The organism is Bradyrhizobium sp. GW821-FHT13H06, from assembly GCF_058803975.1.
The window spans coordinates 723,682-741,746 of sequence record NZ_JBXAPN010000001.1; the positions used below are offsets into that span (position 1 = coordinate 723,682).

Genomic DNA, 18,065 nt, shown 5'->3' on the forward strand with positions numbered 1-18,065 from the left:
AAGCGCGAGGACATGCGAATGAAAAAAGCCCGGAGCAACGCTCCGGGCTTTTCGCTATTGGCGGCTACCAATGGCGCCAGTGGTGATGGCGGTAGTACGGCCCGCCGCCGTAATAGGCGTACGGACCCGGCCCGTAATAATAGCTCGGGCCGCCATAATAGCCGTAACCAGGACCGTAATAGCCATACGGTCGGGAGGCTGCGACCGCGCCCGCGGTGATGGCGCCGGCGGCAAGGCCGAACGCGAGGCCCGGGCCGATGCCGCGACCGCGCGCCTCGGCCGGCGCAGGCGCCGCGACGGCGGTCACGCCGACGGCCGCGATCGTGGCCAGAACTGCCAATGTCTTCTTCATGCTCCTCTCCTTCGCGTCTTGCGGAGATAACCGCGAGCGCGCGCGATGGTTGCGCAACCCGCGGAAACCGGGCGCGGTCAAAAACCGTTGATGCGAGGGGAACGAAATCGCCGCACGCGGATTGGTTTGCCAAGTGCGGGAGCCTCCGCCATCCGGGTTGAGGCAACAGCACGAAGACCCCGTCAGTATCTCCGCGATGCTGGCGGGGTTTTTCAGTTTCACGGGAGCCAATGGCAGCAGACCGCAATTGCTGCCAGCGGGGCGGACGATCGAGGAGGAATTTTTGCCATTATCCGCTTTGCTGGCCCGTATTCGCAGGTTGGTTCCCAGATCCGACGATCAGCATTACGACGAGATCGTCCGCAGCTTCGGTGTCGGCACCCTGCGCCCGCCGCCGACGCCGATGAGCGATGGCGAACTGGCACGGGCAATCGCCGAGTTCCTGAAGGAGCAGCCGTCGAGCGAATCCGTCGCGACCCTCGGCCGCCGGCTCGACCCCTCCTCGCCGGTTTGAGTTCCTTTCGGGAGCAGGGAACCAGGATTGCGCGCGGACGTTGAGTCTTTCCTCACGCTGAGCGGAAGGAAAGAGGCCCGACATGCCCGCGTGGCTCGAAGTCTTGCTCAACCTGTCCGGCTATGCCGGCTTCGTGGCGCTCGCCTCGCGCGGCGGCGTCGCTTGCCCGCGGTCGCCGGCCGACGATCGCATCTATAGCGACGAACGCTAACGCATCGCGCTTTAGTTGGCGTGCGCCGCCTGGCCCGCCGTGCGCACCAGCCTGTCGGCCTTGACCGCCACGCGCGTGTCCTCCGCCTGCGGCCGCAGCGAGAGGCTGATCACCACGAAAGCGAGACAGAACAGCGTGCCGACGACGGCGACGCGCCGGTAGGTGTACCGGTCGCCTTGGTAAAAGGACGGCGTCGAAAAAGGCGTCATGACAAATCGCTTCTTGGCAAAGTCGTTTCTTGCTCGTCTTTGCCAGACACCTACCCCAGCCCGCAGCAAGCGCAACGCGATTGGGCTTTTAACCTAACCGAATAGGGTTATCGGCGTCCGCGCAAGCACTCGTTAGGCACATCAGAGGCAGCACCTCTGCCGTCGGGACAGGCGAAAGACCGACCGACTTTGTTCCGGCTTCGACTCCATTTCGTTCTCGAAGAACGAATCGGAATCGCAGAAATGGGTGCGGAGCAGTTCTTAACAAACACTTTGCGGCCTCGATCGGAACAGCCGGCATTGATGCCGCTTCCACGCCTCGCGCTTCGGAGAAGCCACGCGCGGGGCCAGGCATCACTCCGTCTCGTTTCTGACGCGCGCGGCCGCAACGCCGCAGCGAAGCGCCCCTGTTCTGCATCCGACTCCATTTCGTTCTCGAAGAACGAATCGGAGTCGCGAAAATCGGTACGGAGCGAATCCTAACGATCGATGAAAGCGCGAACTCTCGCACCTTCGGCGGCACAGCCCTTTGCGGGCAAACTCTTCAGCGGCAAATCGAGCGCGAGCCGACAGAACGCGATCGCGGGCTGCCGCGTGTCGTCGACGCTGATCAAGCCGCCCGCTTCGCCTTCTCCTTGGAGAAGCATTCGAGGATCTGGATGCGGAGCTCTTCTGCGGCAGGCCCCTCGAGCTTCCTGAGCTCGTTCCAGAGCCTGATCACTTCGCGCTGTTTTTCGACAGTCATGAGTCACCTCCCAAAAGTCTCCCAAGGCGACCCACACTAGAACAAAAAGAGAACAAGAAGTCCAGCCCTCCGGCTAAATTTCGCTGGCCTCGCGTTGAACCTTTTAGGAGCGGCATGGACTTACGGAAGCTGGGGATTTCAGCGCCCAGTCACACGGCAGCGCCGCCTGACGAACATACTCCGTCACCGCGGCGCTGTTGCCTTTTAGATTTTCAACCTTAAGTTTGGAATCCGGTTGGCGGCCAGGCGCTGAAATCCCAACGCCGTCAGCCAAGAGAGCCCCGCGCGAAAGCGCGGGGCTTTTCTCTTGAAGTCGGTGATCTCTTGAAGTCGGTGACTTGGCGACGGGCGCGGATTGCATGCTGGCGAAACGAAGCCTCGCCCTTGCGCATCGACCGGCCGGAATCCAGTGGGCCGGCAATGGTGCGGCGCAGCCGCTCCCCATGGAAGCCGGCATCGCGAGCTTCGTCATCGAGAGCTGATGATCTGCGAGGTCTGCGAGAACGAAACCTCTGTCGGTCTGCGCGGCTTGCGGCCGCAGAGCCTGCCCCGCCAGAGCGACCGGCGCTCCCTATGGTTTGTCCTGATCGTCCGGTGATGTTCGGCGTCGCCTTCGCCGAGCACCACCTCGTCAGCCATTGCTCGTCGCGCGGCCTTGCGACAGTGCCCGCCGCAACGATGTCGCTTGCGCCTCAGACGGCGTCCTTGGCGACCTTCAGCGGCGAGGCCTTGACCGATTTGCTGGCGGGCTTTGCCGCAAACTGCATCGGCTCCTTGGTGAAGGGATTGATGCCCATGCGGGCTTCGGTCGCCGGCTTGTTCACGACCGACATCTTCACGAAGCCGGGAATGACGAACTCACCGGACTCATTGAGCTCCTTGTAGCCGACCGTCGCCATGTACTCGATCACCGACTTCACGTCGTTCTTCGAAAGCTGCGTGCCCTCGGCAATTGCATCGATCAATTGGGTCTTCGTCATCTTCGCCATGTCTGAATTCCTTTGAATGGGGGCGCGCGCAATTCCTGCTGAGGACGCGGCCGGACCGCGGGGGCGCGCTGCTGATTCATGCCAGAGGTCATGAAGTGTCCGGGCTTAGAACCCATCGAGCCCGAAAACGCAAGCGCGGGTTCTCAGGGGCTCCCTTCCTCCTGTGAACGATGCCCGCTCTCTTTTTGAACCATTCGGCGGCAGGCGCGTCTTATGATTGAGGTCCCTAAGCCTCCCCATCAGAGAGCCCCGCTTCCCCCAGGCGGGGTTTCGCTGTGCAGACTTTTGTTGGTCCGCCTGCTGTGTCACCTGCACGTGAAACCTGTGGCTCGGCCGGCGTCGTTGACACTTCAGTAACCTAACGCGGCCAAGCTCCAATCAGGTCTGTTGCGTTGGAGTATCCCACAGTGCTGGATTTTGACGAGCTGCGTGAACTCGCGGCTGATGTTCGTATTTTTGTCGAGGTCGCCGAAGACAAGGCCGAAGCGCTCAGGGCCGTCATCGCGGCTTACGACGTGGTGCTGGCGATCTTCCCCACTGAAGAGGGCATGGGTCTCCACGTCATCAAGGGCCGCGAGATCCTGGACGGGATTGCAAAGTCGCGGACGCATGCGATGTACAGTCACACCGCCATCGCGGTTCCCGACCTCGCACATGCAGAAGCGCTCAAGTTCCTGACGACACCTGTCGACCACCGGATTGCGGCCTAAAGCATGATCCGGAGAAGTGCGCAGCGTTTCTCCCTCGCGACAAACGCGGAACGCGTTTGCGCGGAGATCATGCTTGAACAACAACCTGAAGCGCGATGACGATTCATCCTGGTCGCATCGCGCTTTAGTCGCTGGTGCGAATGTGCCGATCTCGCCGCGAGGCACGACCGACGAGGCGCGCGCTCAGCTCGCGAATGAAGCCATATGCGTTTGCCCGGCAAGTCCGGCTGTGGATTTTCTTTTGAACTTTCTGCCCGCTCGCGCGTCTTACAGTTGAAGCGTCCCCAAGCTTCACCCCCGACAGAGAACCCCGCTTCCCCCAGGCGGGGTTTTCGCTTTTTGGCGCGCTCGCGCTGCATCGGCTCGTCCGGAATTTCAAGCCTCTCTTTGCCGTTGACCCGGCTCCCCTCCCGAAGCACCTTTTCGGCGGGCAGGCTTTTGAGGAGGAGTTATGCCGAAAACCCTTGTGGAATTCAGAGCGCAGAACCTTCGTTTGCTGGAACGGCTTTGTCCCGATGACCCCAGATACATCCAGGCCTGGTTGAAGCAATTCGACGAGCAGAACGGGATTGCACCCGAAGCGCGTCCGAAGCCCGGCAAAACGCGACGGACTTCTCCGCCGAGGAAGGCCGCTTCGCCCGGTCGGACCAGGTCAGCGCCCTCCTCCTCGATCTCGCCACGCTGATCGGCGCAACGACGAGCACGTGTTTCGTTGCTGCGTGCTCCCCGTCGTAACCAGGGCCATCGCATATGAGTTCCTGGCGGCGCCTGAGCGAGCGCCTCGTCCTTCGAGACGACCGCCTTGCGGTCTCCTCAGGATGAGGCTGAGCGGCATCTTTGCTTCCGGAAACTGCTGTCACGCACTCGGTCCTCATCCTGAGGGCCCGCCAAAGGCGGGCGTCTCGAAGGATGGCCGCAGGGAAAGTTTCTCAATTGCGATAGCCTTGCCGTCGTAACGGGGAGCGCAGAAGACAGTGCGATGACGGCCACGCCTGCGCGCCACCGGCCATGGCCACTCTTCCAGCTTGCGGCCGCTCATGGCGAACAGCTGCAACTGGGAGCACCATCATCGCAATTCGAGCCGTGCAGCTTGACGGCGCGTCGCATCTCGAACGGCGCGTCGACGCCGGCGACATACCCCGATGCGATGCACGAGCAACGATACGACGGCACAAGCCCCTCACGGAATATCCGCGGCCTTCCGGCTGTCGCCGATTGAAACCGGCTTGTTCAAAAAATACTCGCGGTTGCCTGTCGCGGCCTCCGCGTACTGGTCGATGGCCACGATGATGGCCTGGACGTGGGCGTAGCACCACCCTTCCCGCGTCGCCTTTCGGCGGACGTCCTCGAGCGCGGTCAGGAAGGGCGACAGCTCTCTCTCGTCGTCGAACCAGCGCCTGCTCACCATCTCCTCCCGCCGAGCACCCTGCCCTTGTTGTGATGCGGCTCTACGCTCCTCAGCGCGTCACGCTGGGCGCAGAGACCTTCAACCTTCGCCTCCATCCGCGACAGCAGCGCTTCGGCCGAGGCCGTCCCGACGCCCGCCCGCTGCAGCTCCAGGATCTCCTTTCTCTGCCTGCCAATCTGGATGCGCATCCGTTCGATCTCCCGCCTGACAAAGTCCAGGTCCGGCATGTTCAGCCCTCGCGATTTGAATATGGCCAAAGAGAACAAAAAAGGAACGAAGAGTCGAGTCCGACGTTTGACGGAAAAGGAGATCTTCAATGGCGGACAACACCCGGAAGGAACCGAAGGATTGGGTTTCCGGGGCCGACCCGATGACGGGAGCCCAGGAATCCTACCTCAAGACCCTCGCCGAGCAGGCGCATCAGGACCTGCCCGAGGAGGAACTGACCAAGGCCGAGGCCTCGGAGCTGATCGACGAGATGCGGCAAAAGGCCGGGCTGGAGCGGTGACCCGTATTCTTGCGGGAATCCGGAGCCATGTGTATGCAAACGAAATTGGGAATCGAAAATGCCTTATTTCGTTTGCGCCCGCGACGGAGCGGGCCAGATCATTTTGAAGCGCGACACAAGGGAAGCGGCCGAGAAGAAGGCCGCCGAGCTCCGCGACATGGGCTATTTCGAAGTCGAGATCATCGCGAAGGGTAACGAGAAGGCGGCATGAAGCTCGTCTGATCCGCCTTCGCGCTGCTCACATCGGAGCCAGCGCTTCATGCTTCCCTCAGCGCCTTGAAGGCGCTGAGAATGACGAAAGCACCCAGGCCGTAGGTCAGTGCATTCACGCCCCAGCAAATGGCTACGCCGAGGAAGGTGGATCCTCCGACCGCTCCCCAGAAAAAATACGCTGCGGTGATGCCCGGCCACTCCAGCGAGAGGAACGCGAAGTCGGTTAACGGCTCCGCGACGAGGAGCGCTGAGGAGATGAACGCCCCGATTGCGAATGCGATGATGAGGCTCATCTTCACGGAGTACATCACAATCCCAGCAAGCCGGCGATAACGGGAATGAGGAAATAGGCGGCGATCCCGAGAAGGCCGCCCACGACAAAGCGTGCAGCACGGCCGTGGATCTTCGTATCGAGCCACGCACAGATGGCCACCGCAGCCTGTCTCAGCCAGCCACCAACGAGGCATCTGACGAGGTCAAACAGGAGCTCTGCAACGAGGGCGGCCATGGCGTTTGGTCGGCGCGACCTTTGGTGGGGTTCAAGTGCAGAGGATATGACCATTTCCGTCGGCAACAGCGCGAGAGCGAGAATTTGGGAGCCAGTAGCCGGGATTACTCAGCCAGTGCACAAATTTCCGTATCTCTCCAGTCGGCTTCGGGCGGCGCTCGGCGGGAATGCCTGATTGAGTGCACTGTCGGCACGACATAACGTGACCTTTGCTTTAGCGGAAACCCCAATCCGGATATTGCGCATTCTGCACGACCTTTCGGCGCCACTCCCCTGACTTACAATGAGCGATCAGGCAATCAACGCAAAACAGGGGCTTGAATGAAAACCGCACTTGTCTTCGGCGCAACCGGCTTCATCGGCTCGCATTTGCTGCGCGACCTGTTGGACAGTTCCGACTATTCGCAGGTTCTGGTGGTGGTCCGCAAGCCGTTGGCGGTGAGCCATCCGAAGCTCACGGTGTTGATCGGCGATCTCGCTTCCCTGCCCGCACTCAAGCCGCAGCTGATAGCGGACGAGATCTTCATCGCGCTGGGGACGACGCGCAAGCACACGCCTGACGAGGCCGAGTACTACAAGATCGATCATGATTATCCGCTGTTGGCGGCCGAGATCGCCAGGGCGAACGGCGCGCGGTCGGTGTTCCTGGTCACGGCCGTCGGCGCCAACGCCGCTTCCAGCGTGTTCTATCTCAGGACCAAGGGCCAGGTGGAGCGGGACATTCTCTCGCTCGATTTCGAGCACACGCATATTTTCCGCCCGTCGATGATCCTCGGCGAGCGCGACGAGGACCGCCCGCGTGAACGTCTCATCATCGCGATATGGGGCGTGCTCAATCCGCTGCTCGTTGGCCCGGCCGACCGGTATCGCGGGCTCGCCGGTAACGACATCGCGCACGCCATCGCCAAAGCCGCGCGGCATCAAACGGAGAAGGTGCGAATCTATCATTGGAAAGAGATGGCGGCACTGCTTCGAACGTGATGCAGTCCGAGCGTCCCGGCACCCTTCACGCACATTTGCCTCGGCCCCCTGCCCCTCCTCTCCTTTTCCTGCTATCTCCTACCCCGCTGTCCCGTCCCAATACAAAACCCTCCATTCGTTCCAGGGAGCAACAACCATGCGATACCTCCACACCATGCTGCGCGTGCGCAATCTCGATGTCGCGCTGAAATTCTATGTTGATGCTTTCGGTTTGAAGGAGGTGCGGCGGATCGAGAACGACAAGGGGCGCTTCACGCTGGTGTTCCTGTGCTCGGCGGACGATCTCGAGGCGCTGAAGAAGCAGCCGCCGACGCGTGGGGCGCCGCTGGTCGAGCTCACCTACAATTGGGACGAGGAGACCTACGGCGAGGATCGCTTCTTCGGCCATCTCGCCTATGAGGTCGACGACATCTACGCCACTTGCGAGAAGCTGATGAAGGCCGGCGTCACCATCAACCGGCCGCCGCGCGACGGCAACATGGCCTTCGTGCGCTCGCCGGACCTGCACTCGATCGAGCTGTTGCAGAAGGGCGAGCCGAAGCCGCCGCAGGAGCCGTGGCTGTCGATGCCGAACACCGGTCATTGGTAGATTTGCGCGCGGAACAAGCGCGCACTGCCCGCGTTCACCCTCCAGTGATGCAATTGGAGGAGGATGCGATGGCGAGAGGGCTGTTGCTGTGGATGATTGGCGTGCCGATCCCGGTGATCATTCTGTTGTGGCTGTTCTTCGGCCGCTGACCGTCAGGTTGAACTTTGCAATGAAAGCTCCGCCTCGTGCGGAGCTTTTTGCATGAGGGGCGCGCTGCAATCGCGCATCGCTCCGGGCAGCGGATTCCGCTATCACCCGCAACAAGCGACAATGCGGGGAGACGCTTCATGCCTGATACCAAGCTGACGATCTGGGGCCGTGCCAATTCGGTCAACGTGCAGAAGGTGCTGTGGTGCCTGACCGAGCTCGGCCTCGCTTGCGAGCGCATCGACGCCGGCATGAGCTACGGCAGGACGCGCGAGGCCGAGTATCTCGCGATGAACCCCAATGCGCGGATCCCGACGCTGGTCGAGGGCGACTTCGTGCTGTGGGAGTCCAACTCGATCATGCGCTATCTCTGCCTCGCACATGGAAGCGGCACGACGGTCTACCCGGAGGCGCCGAAGCAGCGCGCCTCGGTCGACCGCTGGCTCGACTGGACGCTGTCGACCGTGCAGCCGGTCGACCGCCCGGTGTTCTGGGGCATCGTGCGCACGGCGCCTGCCGAGCGCGACATGATCCAGGTGCAGCGCGATGCCGATGCCGCCGCCGAGGTCTGGGCCATCGCCGACCGCCTGCTCGCCACGCGCCGCTTCATCGAGGGCGATGCGTTCACGCTGGCCGACATCGCGATCGGGTCCTATGCGCGGCGCTGGCTCGGGGTCGAAGGCATCAGCCGGCCCGCGCAGCCGCACCTCACCCGCTGGCTCGCCGAACTCGGCAAACGGCCCGGATTTGCACAATTCGTCGCACCGCCGATGTCGTGAGCGCCGGCAGGGTGCAAGCTGCGGCGATCGCGCGAACGGAGGTGATGACCGAGCAAGCCGCGCGATCTATCGGCCGCACCTTTCAACGATGACATCATACCCCTGTTTTGCCCGACGCGTCAAAGCCGTATTCGCAAAATCCTAAAAATGGAATGACCAGCGTTTGCCGTGACTTAGCTACTGTGCATGGGGTTGTTTTCGCAGTTTTGTCGGGGCTTCAGCGCCAGCCGCGCTCGACCAGCAGGACGGCGATGATGAGCACCAGCGTCACCACGGCGGTCGCCAGCCGGGCCGTCCAGCTCAGGCCGCGGCCGACCCACCACAGCAGCGCGCAATACATCATGATGGGAACGATGAGGTCGAGCCGCAGCAGGTCCGCCGGCATGGCCCTTAGCGCCTGACGCTGGTGTCGATGCTGATCGAGCCACCGACCTTCACGCAGGTCCCGGTGCCCTCGACCATGACGAAGCGCGGGCCATAGGAGGCGCAGGAGCCCGCTCTTGCCTTTCCGGCGGCGCTCTTCAACGGCAGGGCGTTGCCCGCTTGCTGCCGTTCGGCAGGCGGGAGGCGGAGGCTCTCGGCCGCGGTCGCGGACGTGGCCAGCAACGAGATCAGGATGAGGAGCGGCGTACGCATCGCCGCCTTGTAGCCCGGACCGGTGAGGCGCGCCATCGGGGGTGTTCGCGCCCGCGATCAGATGAACCTGACGCCGGCCGACTTGCCGCGACGCCAGACCACCTGGCAGCTCCGCCCGGTGCGCGCGTCGCGCGCAAAGGCCATCCGGATCACGCCCGGAAGCTGGCTCGCGTCCTCGTCCAGCGTGATTTTCGCGCCCGTGTCGGAGATGTCCTGGACCAGGCAATGCCGCGCGGCGAAGCCGCCGTCGAGCGTGATCCAGGCGTGCTGCGACAGCAGCTTGCGGGCGGCGCGCTTTTTCGGCGGTGGCATTGGAAAATCTCCCGCTCCAGCGCTACGCAGGGAACCCTAACAAACCGTTGAAATCGCCTCCGATGCCTCCGGCCCGCATTATCCACGGGCGCCAAAAGTCCGTTCCCGAACGGCTTGCCCGGGAGCGCAAACGCCACTATACGTTCGCCCGCTGCAAGCCGCCGGGCGCTGTTCGGCCGGCCAGCGGCCGTGCCGCGGCAAGCGGCGGGGCCCTGCGTTTGCTCCCTTCGTCTATCGGTTAGGACGCCACCCTTTCACGGTGGAGAGAGCGGTTCGATTCCGCTAGGGAGCGCCAACAAAATCAATCACTTACAGGTTTGTCCGGCCACCGTGTCCAACAAGTGGCCAATAAACCTGTACGAACGTCCGTGGACGCTGGACTCGATCGCCGACCCGCTTTCACGAAGCTCGACATGATTGCCCTAGCGATGGTCGGCGCCATGGCCGCGCTGGCGGTTCTCTGCGGCCTGCTTATTCCCCAGCCCGAGACCAGCAAGCCTAAAGCGGCTCCGCCGCCGTGCTACTCGATTGGCGGGTGGGTAGCGCCGGGATGCTATGCGAGCCCTGTCCACACCTACGATACGCAGTAGCTCGCGGCCGTGCCGAGCCCCCAGGAATGGATCATTTGCGAAGTACTTTCGATGGCGCTTTGATGGGGGCATGCCTCGCCCTGCCCGCCGCCATACGCCCACCCACCCCGATGGTCGACCGCTCAAGATCACCTTCGGCGAAATGCGGAGCATGGGCGTTCGTGGTGTGCTGGTCTATTGCCACTGCGGCCGCCATGTCGCCTTGGATGCCGACCGCTGGGGCGATGAAGTGCGGCTGTCTGATATCGAGCCGCAGTTCGTCTGTCAGGGATGCGGAAGCCGCGGCGCCGATGTTCGACCTAACTTCGAGCGCGGCAACCCACGGCTGGCGATTATAGGCACGAAAGAGGCCGCCAGCTAGGGCGGCCTCCGCTCGCGTACTTTGGGTTCCTGAGCTCGATTGGCTTCCACGTATATGGGAGGCGCTTCGTAGCCCCGCCAGCGTGAACCGGCGGCCCTTGTGGTCACAGCCGTCGGCGGTGCGTCATCAGCCGCTGCCAGTCGCGCTTTCGGTGCGGTTAGAACGTGAACGTCAGGCCGTCAGGTGCTCCCTACTGGCAATTGCAAGCAGGTCCTCAGCTATCGATTCCGCAAATCCGCCGACCGAGATCAGTTCGTGACACCGCGCTTTGGAGATCATGCCAGCCAGCGTCACTGCTCGCGTCTTCAGAATGCGATCCTCGATTGCGGTGCAACGCCGAAACGCTTCATTGGTAGCATGCTCCGCGGCGCGGAAACCGTTTGGTCGTCTCCTCGATCGTCGATCCCAGCTGATGTAGGCGGCGATGATCTCGTCAGCACGGGCTCGCGCTTTTGCCGATGGCTCGAAGTGTCGGACTGACAGCGTAAAGTCTCCGTTGTCTTCCGTGGCCCTTGTAATTCGGTACCATTTCTCGGCGCGCATCTGTTCGATTTCGCGTGATCCATAGATACTTGCATTCGCCGGTTCGGGAAGTCCAAGGTCGGCGTCGCCGTTGTCGACCTTTAGCGTTTCGGGGACAGGAATACAGCGTAGACCATCCATCTCATCTGAAATCTTGTTGAGCCGGCTCCATTCAGCTTCGGCCGCCCGGAATTGCCCGCTCAGCGCGATCAGTTCTGCATCCTCCGCAGAAATGCCCGCCGAGGAGTCCGCAGCACATCTGCAAATCAGGCCGGCGGGATCTCCGAAGATCACCCAGTCAAGGGATTGATTGTACCGAGCGAAGAACGAAACAACGTCCGAGTGGAACACTTCGCCATCTTCCTCGGGGTCCTGCTCCTCTTCGACATTGTGAGTGCGGAAGTAGTTAAGCATTCGCTCCGCAGCGTCTTCGTCCAGCTTCCAGTTCGTGGTGACAAACGTTGAGCGAAGCACGTGGACGATCTGCTCTGCCCGCGCCAACGGTGCGTTCGACTTTGTCGGCGCGATCGACGCGGCCGCGATAGGCGTTGCGGAGGCGATAGACGGCGATGCGATTGGAACGGCGGCGACGATTGGAAGGGTGACGATCGAATTCATGATAAAGCTCCTGCGTGTTGTCGAAATCGGCTCTTTGCTGGCCGGCGCGCTCTGATCACATGCGGAGGAGGTCGGCGGGGAATTTCCGTGCGTTAGGGTTGTCATGGGTTGCTCTGGATTTGGGCTTGTCACGGCCCGCGCAGCGGGACAGCCGCTGCAGCCGGGGGGTGACAACTCGCCAGAGCGACGAGCCGAGCGCTTTTAAGGGTTGCCCCTCTGGACAGCACGCCCGACCCCGGCCATAAAGGCAGGGTTCGGAGCCGCACCGCCAAGTGCGTCCGTTCGTGCGGCACCGCCGCACGATTCAGCCGTGATCACCGACGCCAATCGGTGTCATCCTGACCAAGGATGTGCGGCTATAGCTCTGGTCCGGGTTGTCACGCCCACGGACATCATCAGCTGATTTGCTTAAAAAAGCTACCCTCTCGATGAGGGTCATAGCTTGATGCGCTTCCGGAACGGGATGACCCTGCCCTCGCCTGACAGGCGGCGCCTAGGCTCCGGCCGGGCGGGCCGCGGCGGACCATCGTCAAAGGGCGTCCACTCGACTTCCTCGATGCCGTAGGCGATCTGCCACCATTGCCCAGTTAGCGAGGCACCGCTCCAAGGGAATTCCTCTATGGGCGCGTCGTCGTCATCGAGATCGCCGGCATCGAGCGGGACGGGTTTGGCTGGGCTCTCCCACATGATGCCGCCGGCCGGCAGCTCGACATACTCGCAATCGGGGACGTCGGTGCACTCGTCGACCACGATCGCCAGGTCGTCCTCGTCGTCAGCGACAAAGAAGCCGACAAGGTCCCGGTTTTTGATTATGCGGACTAGGTAAGCAGGCACTGAGGGGGTCTCCGGTTGGAAAAGCATGCCAATTGGCGCGTCCCCTGCCAATCCTACTTCCGCCCTTTGAGTGCTCGCCTGCGGCGGCTTCGCTGGGGTTTGACCGCTCATGCCGAAGGGATATGTATGAGTGCGGCCCGCAGTAGGACCACGAGCTTTGGGGGTGTCGAGCTAGGCTCGACATACTAGATCTAGATGTCGAGCCAGTTAGAGTTTGATTTTAGTGCCGGCCTCGGGGCTAACGACACGCCAGCCGTTTGGACGCCGCGGGATATTTGGGTTCGATTGAACCAGCAGTTGCTCGAATACCTTGGAGAGGATCGTCGATTCGAACGAAAGGGCTGTCGGAAAGTAGGGCTGGACGAACTCGCAACGTACTACAGTACGTTCTCCAACACGCCGGATGGAGGACTCTTGATTTATGGCGTTGAGGATGATGGCACCATCGTCGGATGCAACTCCCTAAGCGCGAAGACACTCAACGAGATCGACAAGTGTCACCTGCAAAGGTGTCCTCTCGCAATGCCGGAGTTCAAGCGAGTTCCGGTCGTGATCAATGGTGTTCAAGACTTTTGCTACGCCATCTATGTTCCATACCGCAGCAGGCTCGTCGAAACGAATAAGGAAGAAGCCTGGATTCGATACGGTGATAGCCGCCACAAGATGAGTGAGCAGGAGAAACAGGATTTCCGTGCCACTCGACAGGAGTTGTCCTTTGAGCTCGAAGCCGCCGGCTACGAATACCCGCGCGATTTCGATCTGCGTATCATCCAGGATTTTTGCGACAATTATCGTGAGCGCGAGGGCGTCGGATTCAACAACGACGATCTGCTGGTCGACCGTCGTCTCCTACGAAAAGAAGGCGCCAAACTGATCCCCGTCAACGCCTTGGTACTGCTGGCAGGCAAAGACCCCGGACTTGCAATACCGGGCTGCCGGCTACGCATCCAGCGTTTCGCGACCGACACGGAGGGCCAAGGGTCCTCTTACTCACCTCAGCGGGACCGCACCGTCGAAGGCAATATCGTGAAGATGCTTCGAGAAGGGGACGAAGTTATTAGCTCTTTAATTTACGACGTCACTTGGCTCAACGACCAGGGCAAATTCGTTACGACGCCCGAATACCCAAAATATGCGTGGTTCGAAGGCGTCGTGAACGCTCTCGTCCACCGATCATACAATTTCAGTGGCTCTGAGGTCTTCGTCAAGCTCTTCCCCGACCGCATGGAAATTGAAAGCCCGGGCGGGTTTGTGCCACCTGTTAATGAGAAAACTATCTATGAGGTCCGCGCCGCTCGAAACCATCACCTTATGGATGCTCTTCGTTTTCTCGGCTATGTCCGAATGGCGCGCGAAGGCACCCGGCGCATCCGGGAAACCATGAAGGAATACAACTTACCTGAGCCGCAGTGGAAGCAGGAAGCGGTTCACGGCGTGATCGTGAGAGTGACGCTCCGAAACGATCACGCATCAAGAAAGCGCGCAACAAACACTGACGTTGCAAATCACTTCGGTGTCGACGTCTGGAAACTTCTTCAAGAACACGAAATCAAAATTCTGGCCTACGCCTACCAGAACAACTCCATACAGGTTTCTGAGGCTTCTCGGCTGACAGGCCGCACTTGGCAAACAAGCAAAAAGGATCTCGACCGTCTTATGCGCGCAGGCCATTTGCTTTTTCAGCCTGGGGAGTATGTTCGGGACCCGAAGGCGCACTACAAAATCGTAAAAAAGTAGTCTTTGCCTAGGCGCATCGATCTTCCCCACAGGTCCAGCGCCGCCGCTTTCTCTGTCCGCTACGGCGCGGCCTCGGATGCCTTCTTCAGCGCGGCCTCGGCATCCCGGATCATTTGCTTCCCGCCCTTGCCGATCTCAATCATGTTGAAATACAGGCTGTCGATCAATTGCCGCTTTTCCTCCGGCTTCACCGTCGGGTTCTTGTAGATGTCCCGCACTAGCTTGGAGTGCTGCGACAGGGTGTCCTTGATGGCATCCAGCCGCATGAACATCATCGGGCCGCCGGCCGCCTGGATGCGCGCCATGGCGTCGACATCGCCTTCCTTGGCCTTTGCCAGCCATGTGTCGTAGTAGGCCTTTGTGGTCTCGTGCTGGTCGTAGAAATCCTGCAGCGACTGCGTGTTCGCGGAGGGATACCGCACCACGAATGCCTTCACGACCGGGACATCGGCCAGGGTGTCCGTCGGCTTCGCCGGATCGGGCAGGACGCCGGCCTTGCGCAGGCTCGCGTCGGCGGCATTGAGAGCATAAATCCCAAGCCCACCGGTCCATGCCCGGATGTAGTTCTCCATCAGGATCGGCGAAGTCGTGGCGCGCGCGATCGGCCCGAACGGCGCTCCGGGCCCGACGGCAGTCGAGCGCACGCCCGGGAATGCGCTGACGATCTGGCTTAGCCGCTTGGCGAGCTCGGTGGTGTACGGCGTGTACTGGTACTCAGGGAGGTGCTTTTCCTGGTCCGCCGGGATCAGCGTCCGATCGGTCATCGTTGACCTGTTGGCATATTGCTCGAGCAGCGGCTGGGCGAAGGTCGGAACCACGCTCGGGGTCACGATGTCGATGATCGACTTGCCGAACTTGTCGAACGCCTCCGGGTTGTTGCCGACGGTCTGATCCAGGATGCGCTCGACGCCGGACCCGAACACCAGCCCGAGCTCGAACGGCTTCGGGATCCTGTAGATGTGATCCTTCGTCATCACGATCCAGAACAAGTCCTTCTGCCAATGCGGCAATTCCTTGTAGCGTGGATCGTCATGGTTGGCCCACCACAACAGGACCGACGGCAAGGTGATGCCGCCCACGACCTTGGCCGTGGTGTTGAAGGGGCGATCGGCGAAGGCGCGGCCGACCCGGTCCAGGCCCTGCACCTGGGCGTTCATGAAGGCGGTGATCATGTTCGCCGCGCGCATCGAGGCGCCGATCCGGGCAAAGTCGAGGGTGACCTCGCGCGAGGCGAAGGCGGCGCCCTGGATGGCCTCCTTGCCCTCCCCGCGCATCTTCTTGAACTCGGCCAGGCGGGTGGCATTCTCGGCCAGCTCCGAGACCATCCGCAGGCCGCGGATCGGGCTGGTCACCACGTTCCACGAACGTTCCATCAGGCCGGTTTCGCCGGATAGTTTGGCGAGGCTCTCCTGCATGTAGCGGCGGTCGAGCGCGACCATGGTGGCATTGGCGCCGCCCCCCTTCATCCAGTCCTGAAAGTCGGCATCCTTGCGGATCGCGCTGATCAGGCCCTTGGCGGTGTCGACTGGCGTAAACAGGCCGCGGCCGCTGTTGACGAAGGCCGTCGCGAAGTCGCGCACGATGTTGCGGACCATGAAGTCCGGCGACAGCGTGGCGCCGGCGCGCAGGCCCTTGGCCGGCAGCGCCAGCACCCGGGTCAGCAGGTTCGCGCTGTCCTGGTCCAGCCCGCGGAAGGCGCGCACGAGCTCGGGGTCATCGATCTTGACGGTTTCCTTCACGCCGTTCCGGAAGGCGCTGAGCGTCTCGCCCTCCTCGGGAATGGCCGTCTTGACGAAGTCGATGATCGCCTCCGGCTCGGTGATGCCGTGCTCCTTGAGGTAGGCGGCTAGCTCCGGATCGGACGGCGCGCGCCTGGTCACCTTGACCTCGGCCCCGTCCTTCTTCAGCGCGTCGATCAGCTTGATGCCGACCGCGTTCCGCTCGGCCACCGAGATGTAGGCATAGGTGTTCTTGATGATGGATTCGAGCGGGTCGACGACGTCGCGCTCGGATCCCTTCAGCCGCTTTACCGGGTTTCCGGGCCCGAAGGACTTGCCGGCCGCGCCGCCGGTCTCCGGCTGGATCACGCGATAGAACGGGATGTAGTTCTTGCCGGCCTCGGCCATGGCGCCGAAAGCCTCATCGGAGAGGACGCCACTGTCCTTCAGGTAGGTCAGCACCTTGTTCTGGTAGTCGACCAATTCTGCGGCAGCCCTGCCATATTTCCCCTCGCCGTCGGCCGCAACCCGCGCCGCCGCCTCCACATCCATGCCGGACGTGCGGCCGCTCGCCTCGATCTCGATCGCGCGCTTTGACGCCAGATAGGCCCGGAAGCCATCCAGGTCCTTGGCCACCGGTTCGATGATCTCGGCCAGCGGCTTGCCGTTGGTCTTGTAGGTGGCGAAGTCGAAGGTGCCGTGCTCGATGAAGTGCTCGGCCTTTCCGAACTGGCCGCGGGTCAGCCGGGCCAGCTGGTAGGCGTCCTCGTCCACGGCCTTGAGCGGGTGGAGGCTGTCGACTGTCCAGGTGTAAACCTTCTTCCAGGTCAGGCCCTCCCCCGTCGCTCGCTCGCCGATGCTGATCTTGGCGAGAATCTTCCTCTGGGCTTCCTCAAACGATCCAGAAGGCGGCTCCGGCGGCTTGCCAGACTCGCCTGGTGGCTTGGGCGGCCGCGGCGGCTCACCACCCGGCAACACGCCCGGATCGCTGCTGAGAAGCCCCTGGGCGATTACGGGATTGGTCTGGGCGTCGTGTGCCAGCTCCGCTGGATGGAGCCCGCGTTCGGTATAGGCCGCCAGAAGCTTCTCTTGGACTGCGATCGGTGCTCTTTCGCCGCCGACCACCTCGGCCGCGGTGACGAAGTCCTCCGATCGGGCGACCGAACCGATCGGCTCCGGGATGATCTCGCCCGTCGGCGTGCGCGTGCGGCGCGCGGTGGCCTGCCCGCCCATCAGCAGGGTGGCAATGGTCGCCATGTGCGCCCCGTCCCGCCGCGCGCGCGCCTGCTCGGCCTCATTGCCACCGGTGACCTCGGCGGCGACCTGCCCACCGACGGCGCCGGCGGCATAGATGGCCGCGTTCAGCCCGCGGAACGTCGCCTCGATGGCGTTGTAGGTCGCGCGGATGCCCGCCTCGTTCAGGAACCGGATGCCGCTGGTGATGTCGCGCGGCGCGTCCGGGTCCTGGAAGATGCCGAGCTTCTGCAGCTTCTTGGTGTCCTCCGGCGACAGGCCGGTCGGCGCATCGCCGAACCCGGCGGTGCCGCCCTCGTAGATCGCGCCCAGAACGCGGGCGGCTAGGTTCGGGCCGGCCGTCTTTTCGAGGTTCTCCACGGGGTCCGGCTCGATCGAGAACCGCCGCAGGAAGGCCTCCGGAATGTGCGCCGGGGCCTGGACGCTTTGCCGCACAGGCTGCCAATCATCAGTACCGGTTGTCCCGAAAACTTCAGCGTCGGACATCTCGCGCTGTGGGACGACCTTGACCCAATCTTCGACCTGGGCGCCGAAGACCTCATCGTCCGTCATCTCCGTCACGGCTTCACCCTCGTTCCGGTATAGACGACCCTATCGAGATAGCCCCTGCACCGGATCAG

General features: G+C 62.3%; 27 protein-coding genes and 1 tRNA gene. 14 read left to right on the forward strand and 14 right to left on the reverse strand.

The annotated features are described in order from the left end of the window. Positions 1-64: 64 nt before the first annotated feature. Positions 65-352: a hypothetical protein gene (locus AC1RQP_RS03370; protein ID WP_028176458.1), complete on the reverse strand. Its 288-nt coding sequence runs from the start codon at positions 350-352 to the stop codon at positions 65-67. A 157-nt stretch (positions 353-509) separates the two neighbouring features. Here AC1RQP_RS03370 and AC1RQP_RS03375 point away from each other — a divergent pair, with 157 nt between their 5' ends. Beyond that, positions 510-866, forward strand: coding sequence for a hypothetical protein (locus AC1RQP_RS03375; protein ID WP_492935921.1), 357 nt, complete (start codon positions 510-512; stop codon positions 864-866). Positions 867-948: 82 nt separating this feature from the next. After that, positions 949-1,077 carry a hypothetical protein gene (locus AC1RQP_RS03380; RefSeq protein ID WP_256456621.1) on the forward strand — a complete coding sequence of 43 codons (129 nt, stop codon included), beginning with the start codon at positions 949-951 and terminating at the stop codon, positions 1,075-1,077. An 11-nt stretch (positions 1,078-1,088) separates the two neighbouring features. On the opposite strand, the gene AC1RQP_RS03385 is transcribed toward AC1RQP_RS03380, so the two are convergent. Both AC1RQP_RS03385 and AC1RQP_RS03390 read right to left on the reverse strand, forming a co-directional pair. Continuing rightward, positions 1,089-1,286, reverse strand: a complete 198-nt coding sequence (locus AC1RQP_RS03385; protein ID WP_492935922.1) for a hypothetical protein — start codon at positions 1,284-1,286, stop codon at positions 1,089-1,091. A 610-nt stretch (positions 1,287-1,896) separates the two neighbouring features. Next, complete coding sequence (locus AC1RQP_RS03390; RefSeq protein WP_256456618.1) at positions 1,897-2,031, reverse strand: hypothetical protein; 135 nt, start codon at positions 2,029-2,031, stop codon at positions 1,897-1,899. 359 nt (positions 2,032-2,390) lie between these two features. On the opposite strand from AC1RQP_RS03390, the gene AC1RQP_RS03395 reads away from it, so the two are divergent. Continuing rightward, positions 2,391-2,513 (forward strand): hypothetical protein, encoded by a 123-nt coding sequence (locus tag AC1RQP_RS03395; protein WP_492935923.1) that lies wholly within the window; start codon positions 2,391-2,393, stop codon positions 2,511-2,513. Positions 2,514-2,723: 210 nt separating this feature from the next. Here AC1RQP_RS03395 and AC1RQP_RS03400 read toward each other — a convergent pair whose 3' ends face one another. Continuing rightward, positions 2,724-3,020, reverse strand: a complete 297-nt coding sequence (locus AC1RQP_RS03400; protein ID WP_008558895.1) for an HU family DNA-binding protein — start codon at positions 3,018-3,020, stop codon at positions 2,724-2,726. Between the two features lie 407 nt (positions 3,021-3,427). On the opposite strand from AC1RQP_RS03400, the gene AC1RQP_RS03405 reads away from it, so the two are divergent. Both AC1RQP_RS03405 and AC1RQP_RS03410 read left to right on the forward strand, forming a co-directional pair. Beyond that, positions 3,428-3,730 carry a hypothetical protein gene (locus AC1RQP_RS03405; RefSeq protein WP_131868552.1) on the forward strand — a complete coding sequence of 101 codons (303 nt, stop codon included), beginning with the start codon at positions 3,428-3,430 and terminating at the stop codon, positions 3,728-3,730. A gap of 73 nt (positions 3,731-3,803) precedes the next feature. Further along, complete coding sequence (locus tag AC1RQP_RS03410) at positions 3,804-4,007, forward strand: hypothetical protein (RefSeq protein ID WP_492935924.1); 204 nt, start codon at positions 3,804-3,806, stop codon at positions 4,005-4,007. Positions 4,008-4,910: 903 nt separating this feature from the next. On the opposite strand, the gene AC1RQP_RS03415 is transcribed toward AC1RQP_RS03410, so the two are convergent. Further along, the gene (locus AC1RQP_RS03415; protein ID WP_244430071.1) at positions 4,911-5,135 is read right to left on the reverse strand and encodes a hypothetical protein; all 225 of its coding nucleotides are present in this window, start codon (positions 5,133-5,135) and stop codon (positions 4,911-4,913) included. After that, positions 5,132-5,365 (reverse strand): hypothetical protein, encoded by a 234-nt coding sequence (locus AC1RQP_RS03420; RefSeq protein ID WP_492935925.1) that lies wholly within the window; start codon positions 5,363-5,365, stop codon positions 5,132-5,134. Before AC1RQP_RS03420 ends, AC1RQP_RS03415 begins: the two co-directional genes overlap by 4 nt. 89 nt (positions 5,366-5,454) lie before the next feature. On the opposite strand from AC1RQP_RS03420, the gene AC1RQP_RS03425 reads away from it, so the two are divergent. Further along, complete coding sequence (locus AC1RQP_RS03425) at positions 5,455-5,646, forward strand: DUF3072 domain-containing protein (RefSeq protein ID WP_492935926.1); 192 nt, start codon at positions 5,455-5,457, stop codon at positions 5,644-5,646. 58 nt (positions 5,647-5,704) lie between these two features. Further along, positions 5,705-5,857 (forward strand): hypothetical protein, encoded by a 153-nt coding sequence (locus AC1RQP_RS03430; protein ID WP_492935927.1) that lies wholly within the window; start codon positions 5,705-5,707, stop codon positions 5,855-5,857. Between the two features lie 46 nt (positions 5,858-5,903). On the opposite strand, the gene AC1RQP_RS03435 is transcribed toward AC1RQP_RS03430, so the two are convergent. Continuing rightward, positions 5,904-6,167, reverse strand: a complete 264-nt coding sequence (locus tag AC1RQP_RS03435) for a hypothetical protein (RefSeq protein ID WP_492935928.1) — start codon at positions 6,165-6,167, stop codon at positions 5,904-5,906. Further along, positions 6,167-6,367 (reverse strand): hypothetical protein, encoded by a 201-nt coding sequence (locus AC1RQP_RS03440; protein WP_239623478.1) that lies wholly within the window; start codon positions 6,365-6,367, stop codon positions 6,167-6,169. The genes AC1RQP_RS03435 and AC1RQP_RS03440 overlap by 1 nt, the downstream gene beginning before the upstream one ends. A gap of 321 nt (positions 6,368-6,688) precedes the next feature. Between AC1RQP_RS03440 and AC1RQP_RS03445 the strand changes: the two genes are divergently transcribed. The 4 genes from AC1RQP_RS03445 to AC1RQP_RS03460 all read left to right on the forward strand — a co-directional run bounded on the left by AC1RQP_RS03445 (position 6,689) and on the right by AC1RQP_RS03460 (position 8,863). Continuing rightward, positions 6,689-7,348: an oxidoreductase gene (locus tag AC1RQP_RS03445; protein WP_492935929.1), complete on the forward strand. Its 660-nt coding sequence runs from the start codon at positions 6,689-6,691 to the stop codon at positions 7,346-7,348. Between the two features lie 136 nt (positions 7,349-7,484). Beyond that, complete coding sequence (locus AC1RQP_RS03450; protein WP_239623476.1) at positions 7,485-7,937, forward strand: VOC family protein; 453 nt, start codon at positions 7,485-7,487, stop codon at positions 7,935-7,937. Next, entirely contained in the window at positions 7,904-8,086 is a 183-nt protein-coding gene (locus AC1RQP_RS03455) for a hypothetical protein (protein WP_239623475.1), read from the forward strand. Before AC1RQP_RS03450 ends, AC1RQP_RS03455 begins: the two co-directional genes overlap by 34 nt. A 138-nt stretch (positions 8,087-8,224) precedes the next feature. After that, entirely contained in the window at positions 8,225-8,863 is a 639-nt protein-coding gene (locus AC1RQP_RS03460) for a glutathione S-transferase family protein (protein WP_492935930.1), read from the forward strand. A gap of 217 nt (positions 8,864-9,080) precedes the next feature. Here the strand turns inward: AC1RQP_RS03460 and AC1RQP_RS03465 are convergent, their stop codons facing one another. Genes AC1RQP_RS03465 through AC1RQP_RS03475 form a run of 3 tightly spaced genes read right to left on the reverse strand, consistent with a single transcriptional unit; the run spans position 9,081 to position 9,811 of the window. Continuing rightward, positions 9,081-9,248, reverse strand: a complete 168-nt coding sequence (locus AC1RQP_RS03465; RefSeq protein ID WP_035678397.1) for a hypothetical protein — start codon at positions 9,246-9,248, stop codon at positions 9,081-9,083. 5 nt (positions 9,249-9,253) lie between these two features. Next, positions 9,254-9,499 carry a hypothetical protein gene (locus AC1RQP_RS03470; protein WP_239629753.1) on the reverse strand — a complete coding sequence of 82 codons (246 nt, stop codon included), beginning with the start codon at positions 9,497-9,499 and terminating at the stop codon, positions 9,254-9,256. Positions 9,500-9,556: 57 nt separating this feature from the next. Next, positions 9,557-9,811 carry a PilZ domain-containing protein gene (locus AC1RQP_RS03475; protein ID WP_061880412.1) on the reverse strand — a complete coding sequence of 85 codons (255 nt, stop codon included), beginning with the start codon at positions 9,809-9,811 and terminating at the stop codon, positions 9,557-9,559. Between the two features lie 220 nt (positions 9,812-10,031). Here AC1RQP_RS03475 and AC1RQP_RS03480 point away from each other — a divergent pair. Together AC1RQP_RS03480 and AC1RQP_RS03485 are read left to right on the forward strand one after the other, a co-directional pair. Further along, a tRNA-Glu gene (locus AC1RQP_RS03480) sits at positions 10,032-10,106 on the forward strand. A 365-nt stretch (positions 10,107-10,471) separates the two neighbouring features. Then, a complete protein-coding gene (locus AC1RQP_RS03485; protein ID WP_492935931.1) occupies positions 10,472-10,762 on the forward strand; it encodes a hypothetical protein in 291 nt (96 codons plus the stop codon). Positions 10,763-10,933: 171 nt separating this feature from the next. On the opposite strand, the gene AC1RQP_RS03490 is transcribed toward AC1RQP_RS03485, so the two are convergent. After that, the gene (locus AC1RQP_RS03490; protein WP_492935932.1) at positions 10,934-11,902 is read right to left on the reverse strand and encodes a hypothetical protein; all 969 of its coding nucleotides are present in this window, start codon (positions 11,900-11,902) and stop codon (positions 10,934-10,936) included. 435 nt (positions 11,903-12,337) lie between these two features. Beyond that, a complete protein-coding gene (locus AC1RQP_RS03495) occupies positions 12,338-12,736 on the reverse strand; it encodes a hypothetical protein (protein WP_492935933.1) in 399 nt (132 codons plus the stop codon). A 195-nt stretch (positions 12,737-12,931) separates the two neighbouring features. Between AC1RQP_RS03495 and AC1RQP_RS03500 the strand changes: the two genes are divergently transcribed. After that, positions 12,932-14,473, forward strand: coding sequence for an ATP-binding protein (locus tag AC1RQP_RS03500; protein ID WP_492935934.1), 1,542 nt, complete (start codon positions 12,932-12,934; stop codon positions 14,471-14,473). A 59-nt stretch (positions 14,474-14,532) separates the two neighbouring features. Here AC1RQP_RS03500 and AC1RQP_RS03505 read toward each other — a convergent pair whose 3' ends face one another. Then, entirely contained in the window at positions 14,533-17,997 is a 3,465-nt protein-coding gene (locus AC1RQP_RS03505; RefSeq protein WP_492936374.1) for an LPD38 domain-containing protein, read from the reverse strand. Positions 17,998-18,065: the final 68 nt, after the last annotated feature.

Bases quoted from the DNA above. Each gene is read 5' to 3' on its own strand.
- AC1RQP_RS03400 (WP_008558895.1), bottom strand. From the start codon at position 3,020: ATGGCGAAGATGACGAAGACCCAATTGATCGATGCAATTGCCGAGGGC.
- AC1RQP_RS03380 (WP_256456621.1), top strand. From the start codon at position 949: ATGCCCGCGTGGCTCGAAGTCTTGCTCAACCTGTCCGGCTATGCCGGC.
- AC1RQP_RS03445 (WP_492935929.1), top strand. From the start codon at position 6,689: ATGAAAACCGCACTTGTCTTCGGCGCAACCGGCTTCATCGGCTCGCAT.
- AC1RQP_RS03430 (WP_492935927.1), top strand. From the start codon at position 5,705: ATGCCTTATTTCGTTTGCGCCCGCGACGGAGCGGGCCAGATCATTTTG.
- AC1RQP_RS03435 (WP_492935928.1), bottom strand. From the start codon at position 6,167: ATGTACTCCGTGAAGATGAGCCTCATCATCGCATTCGCAATCGGGGCG.
- AC1RQP_RS03390 (WP_256456618.1), bottom strand. From the start codon at position 2,031: ATGACTGTCGAAAAACAGCGCGAAGTGATCAGGCTCTGGAACGAGCTC.
- AC1RQP_RS03440 (WP_239623478.1), bottom strand. From the start codon at position 6,367: ATGGCCGCCCTCGTTGCAGAGCTCCTGTTTGACCTCGTCAGATGCCTC.
- AC1RQP_RS03370 (WP_028176458.1), bottom strand. From the start codon at position 352: ATGAAGAAGACATTGGCAGTTCTGGCCACGATCGCGGCCGTCGGCGTG.
- AC1RQP_RS03475 (WP_061880412.1), bottom strand. From the start codon at position 9,811: ATGCCACCGCCGAAAAAGCGCGCCGCCCGCAAGCTGCTGTCGCAGCAC.
- AC1RQP_RS03500 (WP_492935934.1), top strand. From the start codon at position 12,932: ATGTCGAGCCAGTTAGAGTTTGATTTTAGTGCCGGCCTCGGGGCTAAC.
- AC1RQP_RS03505 (WP_492936374.1), bottom strand. From the start codon at position 17,997: ATGACGGACGATGAGGTCTTCGGCGCCCAGGTCGAAGATTGGGTCAAG.
- AC1RQP_RS03420 (WP_492935925.1), bottom strand. From the start codon at position 5,365: ATGCCGGACCTGGACTTTGTCAGGCGGGAGATCGAACGGATGCGCATC.
- AC1RQP_RS03490 (WP_492935932.1), bottom strand. From the start codon at position 11,902: ATGAATTCGATCGTCACCCTTCCAATCGTCGCCGCCGTTCCAATCGCA.
- AC1RQP_RS03470 (WP_239629753.1), bottom strand. From the start codon at position 9,499: ATGCGTACGCCGCTCCTCATCCTGATCTCGTTGCTGGCCACGTCCGCG.
- AC1RQP_RS03385 (WP_492935922.1), bottom strand. From the start codon at position 1,286: ATGACGCCTTTTTCGACGCCGTCCTTTTACCAAGGCGACCGGTACACC.
- AC1RQP_RS03460 (WP_492935930.1), top strand. From the start codon at position 8,225: ATGCCTGATACCAAGCTGACGATCTGGGGCCGTGCCAATTCGGTCAAC.
- AC1RQP_RS03465 (WP_035678397.1), bottom strand. From the start codon at position 9,248: ATGCCGGCGGACCTGCTGCGGCTCGACCTCATCGTTCCCATCATGATG.
- AC1RQP_RS03485 (WP_492935931.1), top strand. From the start codon at position 10,472: ATGCCTCGCCCTGCCCGCCGCCATACGCCCACCCACCCCGATGGTCGA.
- AC1RQP_RS03395 (WP_492935923.1), top strand. From the start codon at position 2,391: ATGCTGGCGAAACGAAGCCTCGCCCTTGCGCATCGACCGGCCGGAATC.
- AC1RQP_RS03450 (WP_239623476.1), top strand. From the start codon at position 7,485: ATGCGATACCTCCACACCATGCTGCGCGTGCGCAATCTCGATGTCGCG.
- AC1RQP_RS03425 (WP_492935926.1), top strand. From the start codon at position 5,455: ATGGCGGACAACACCCGGAAGGAACCGAAGGATTGGGTTTCCGGGGCC.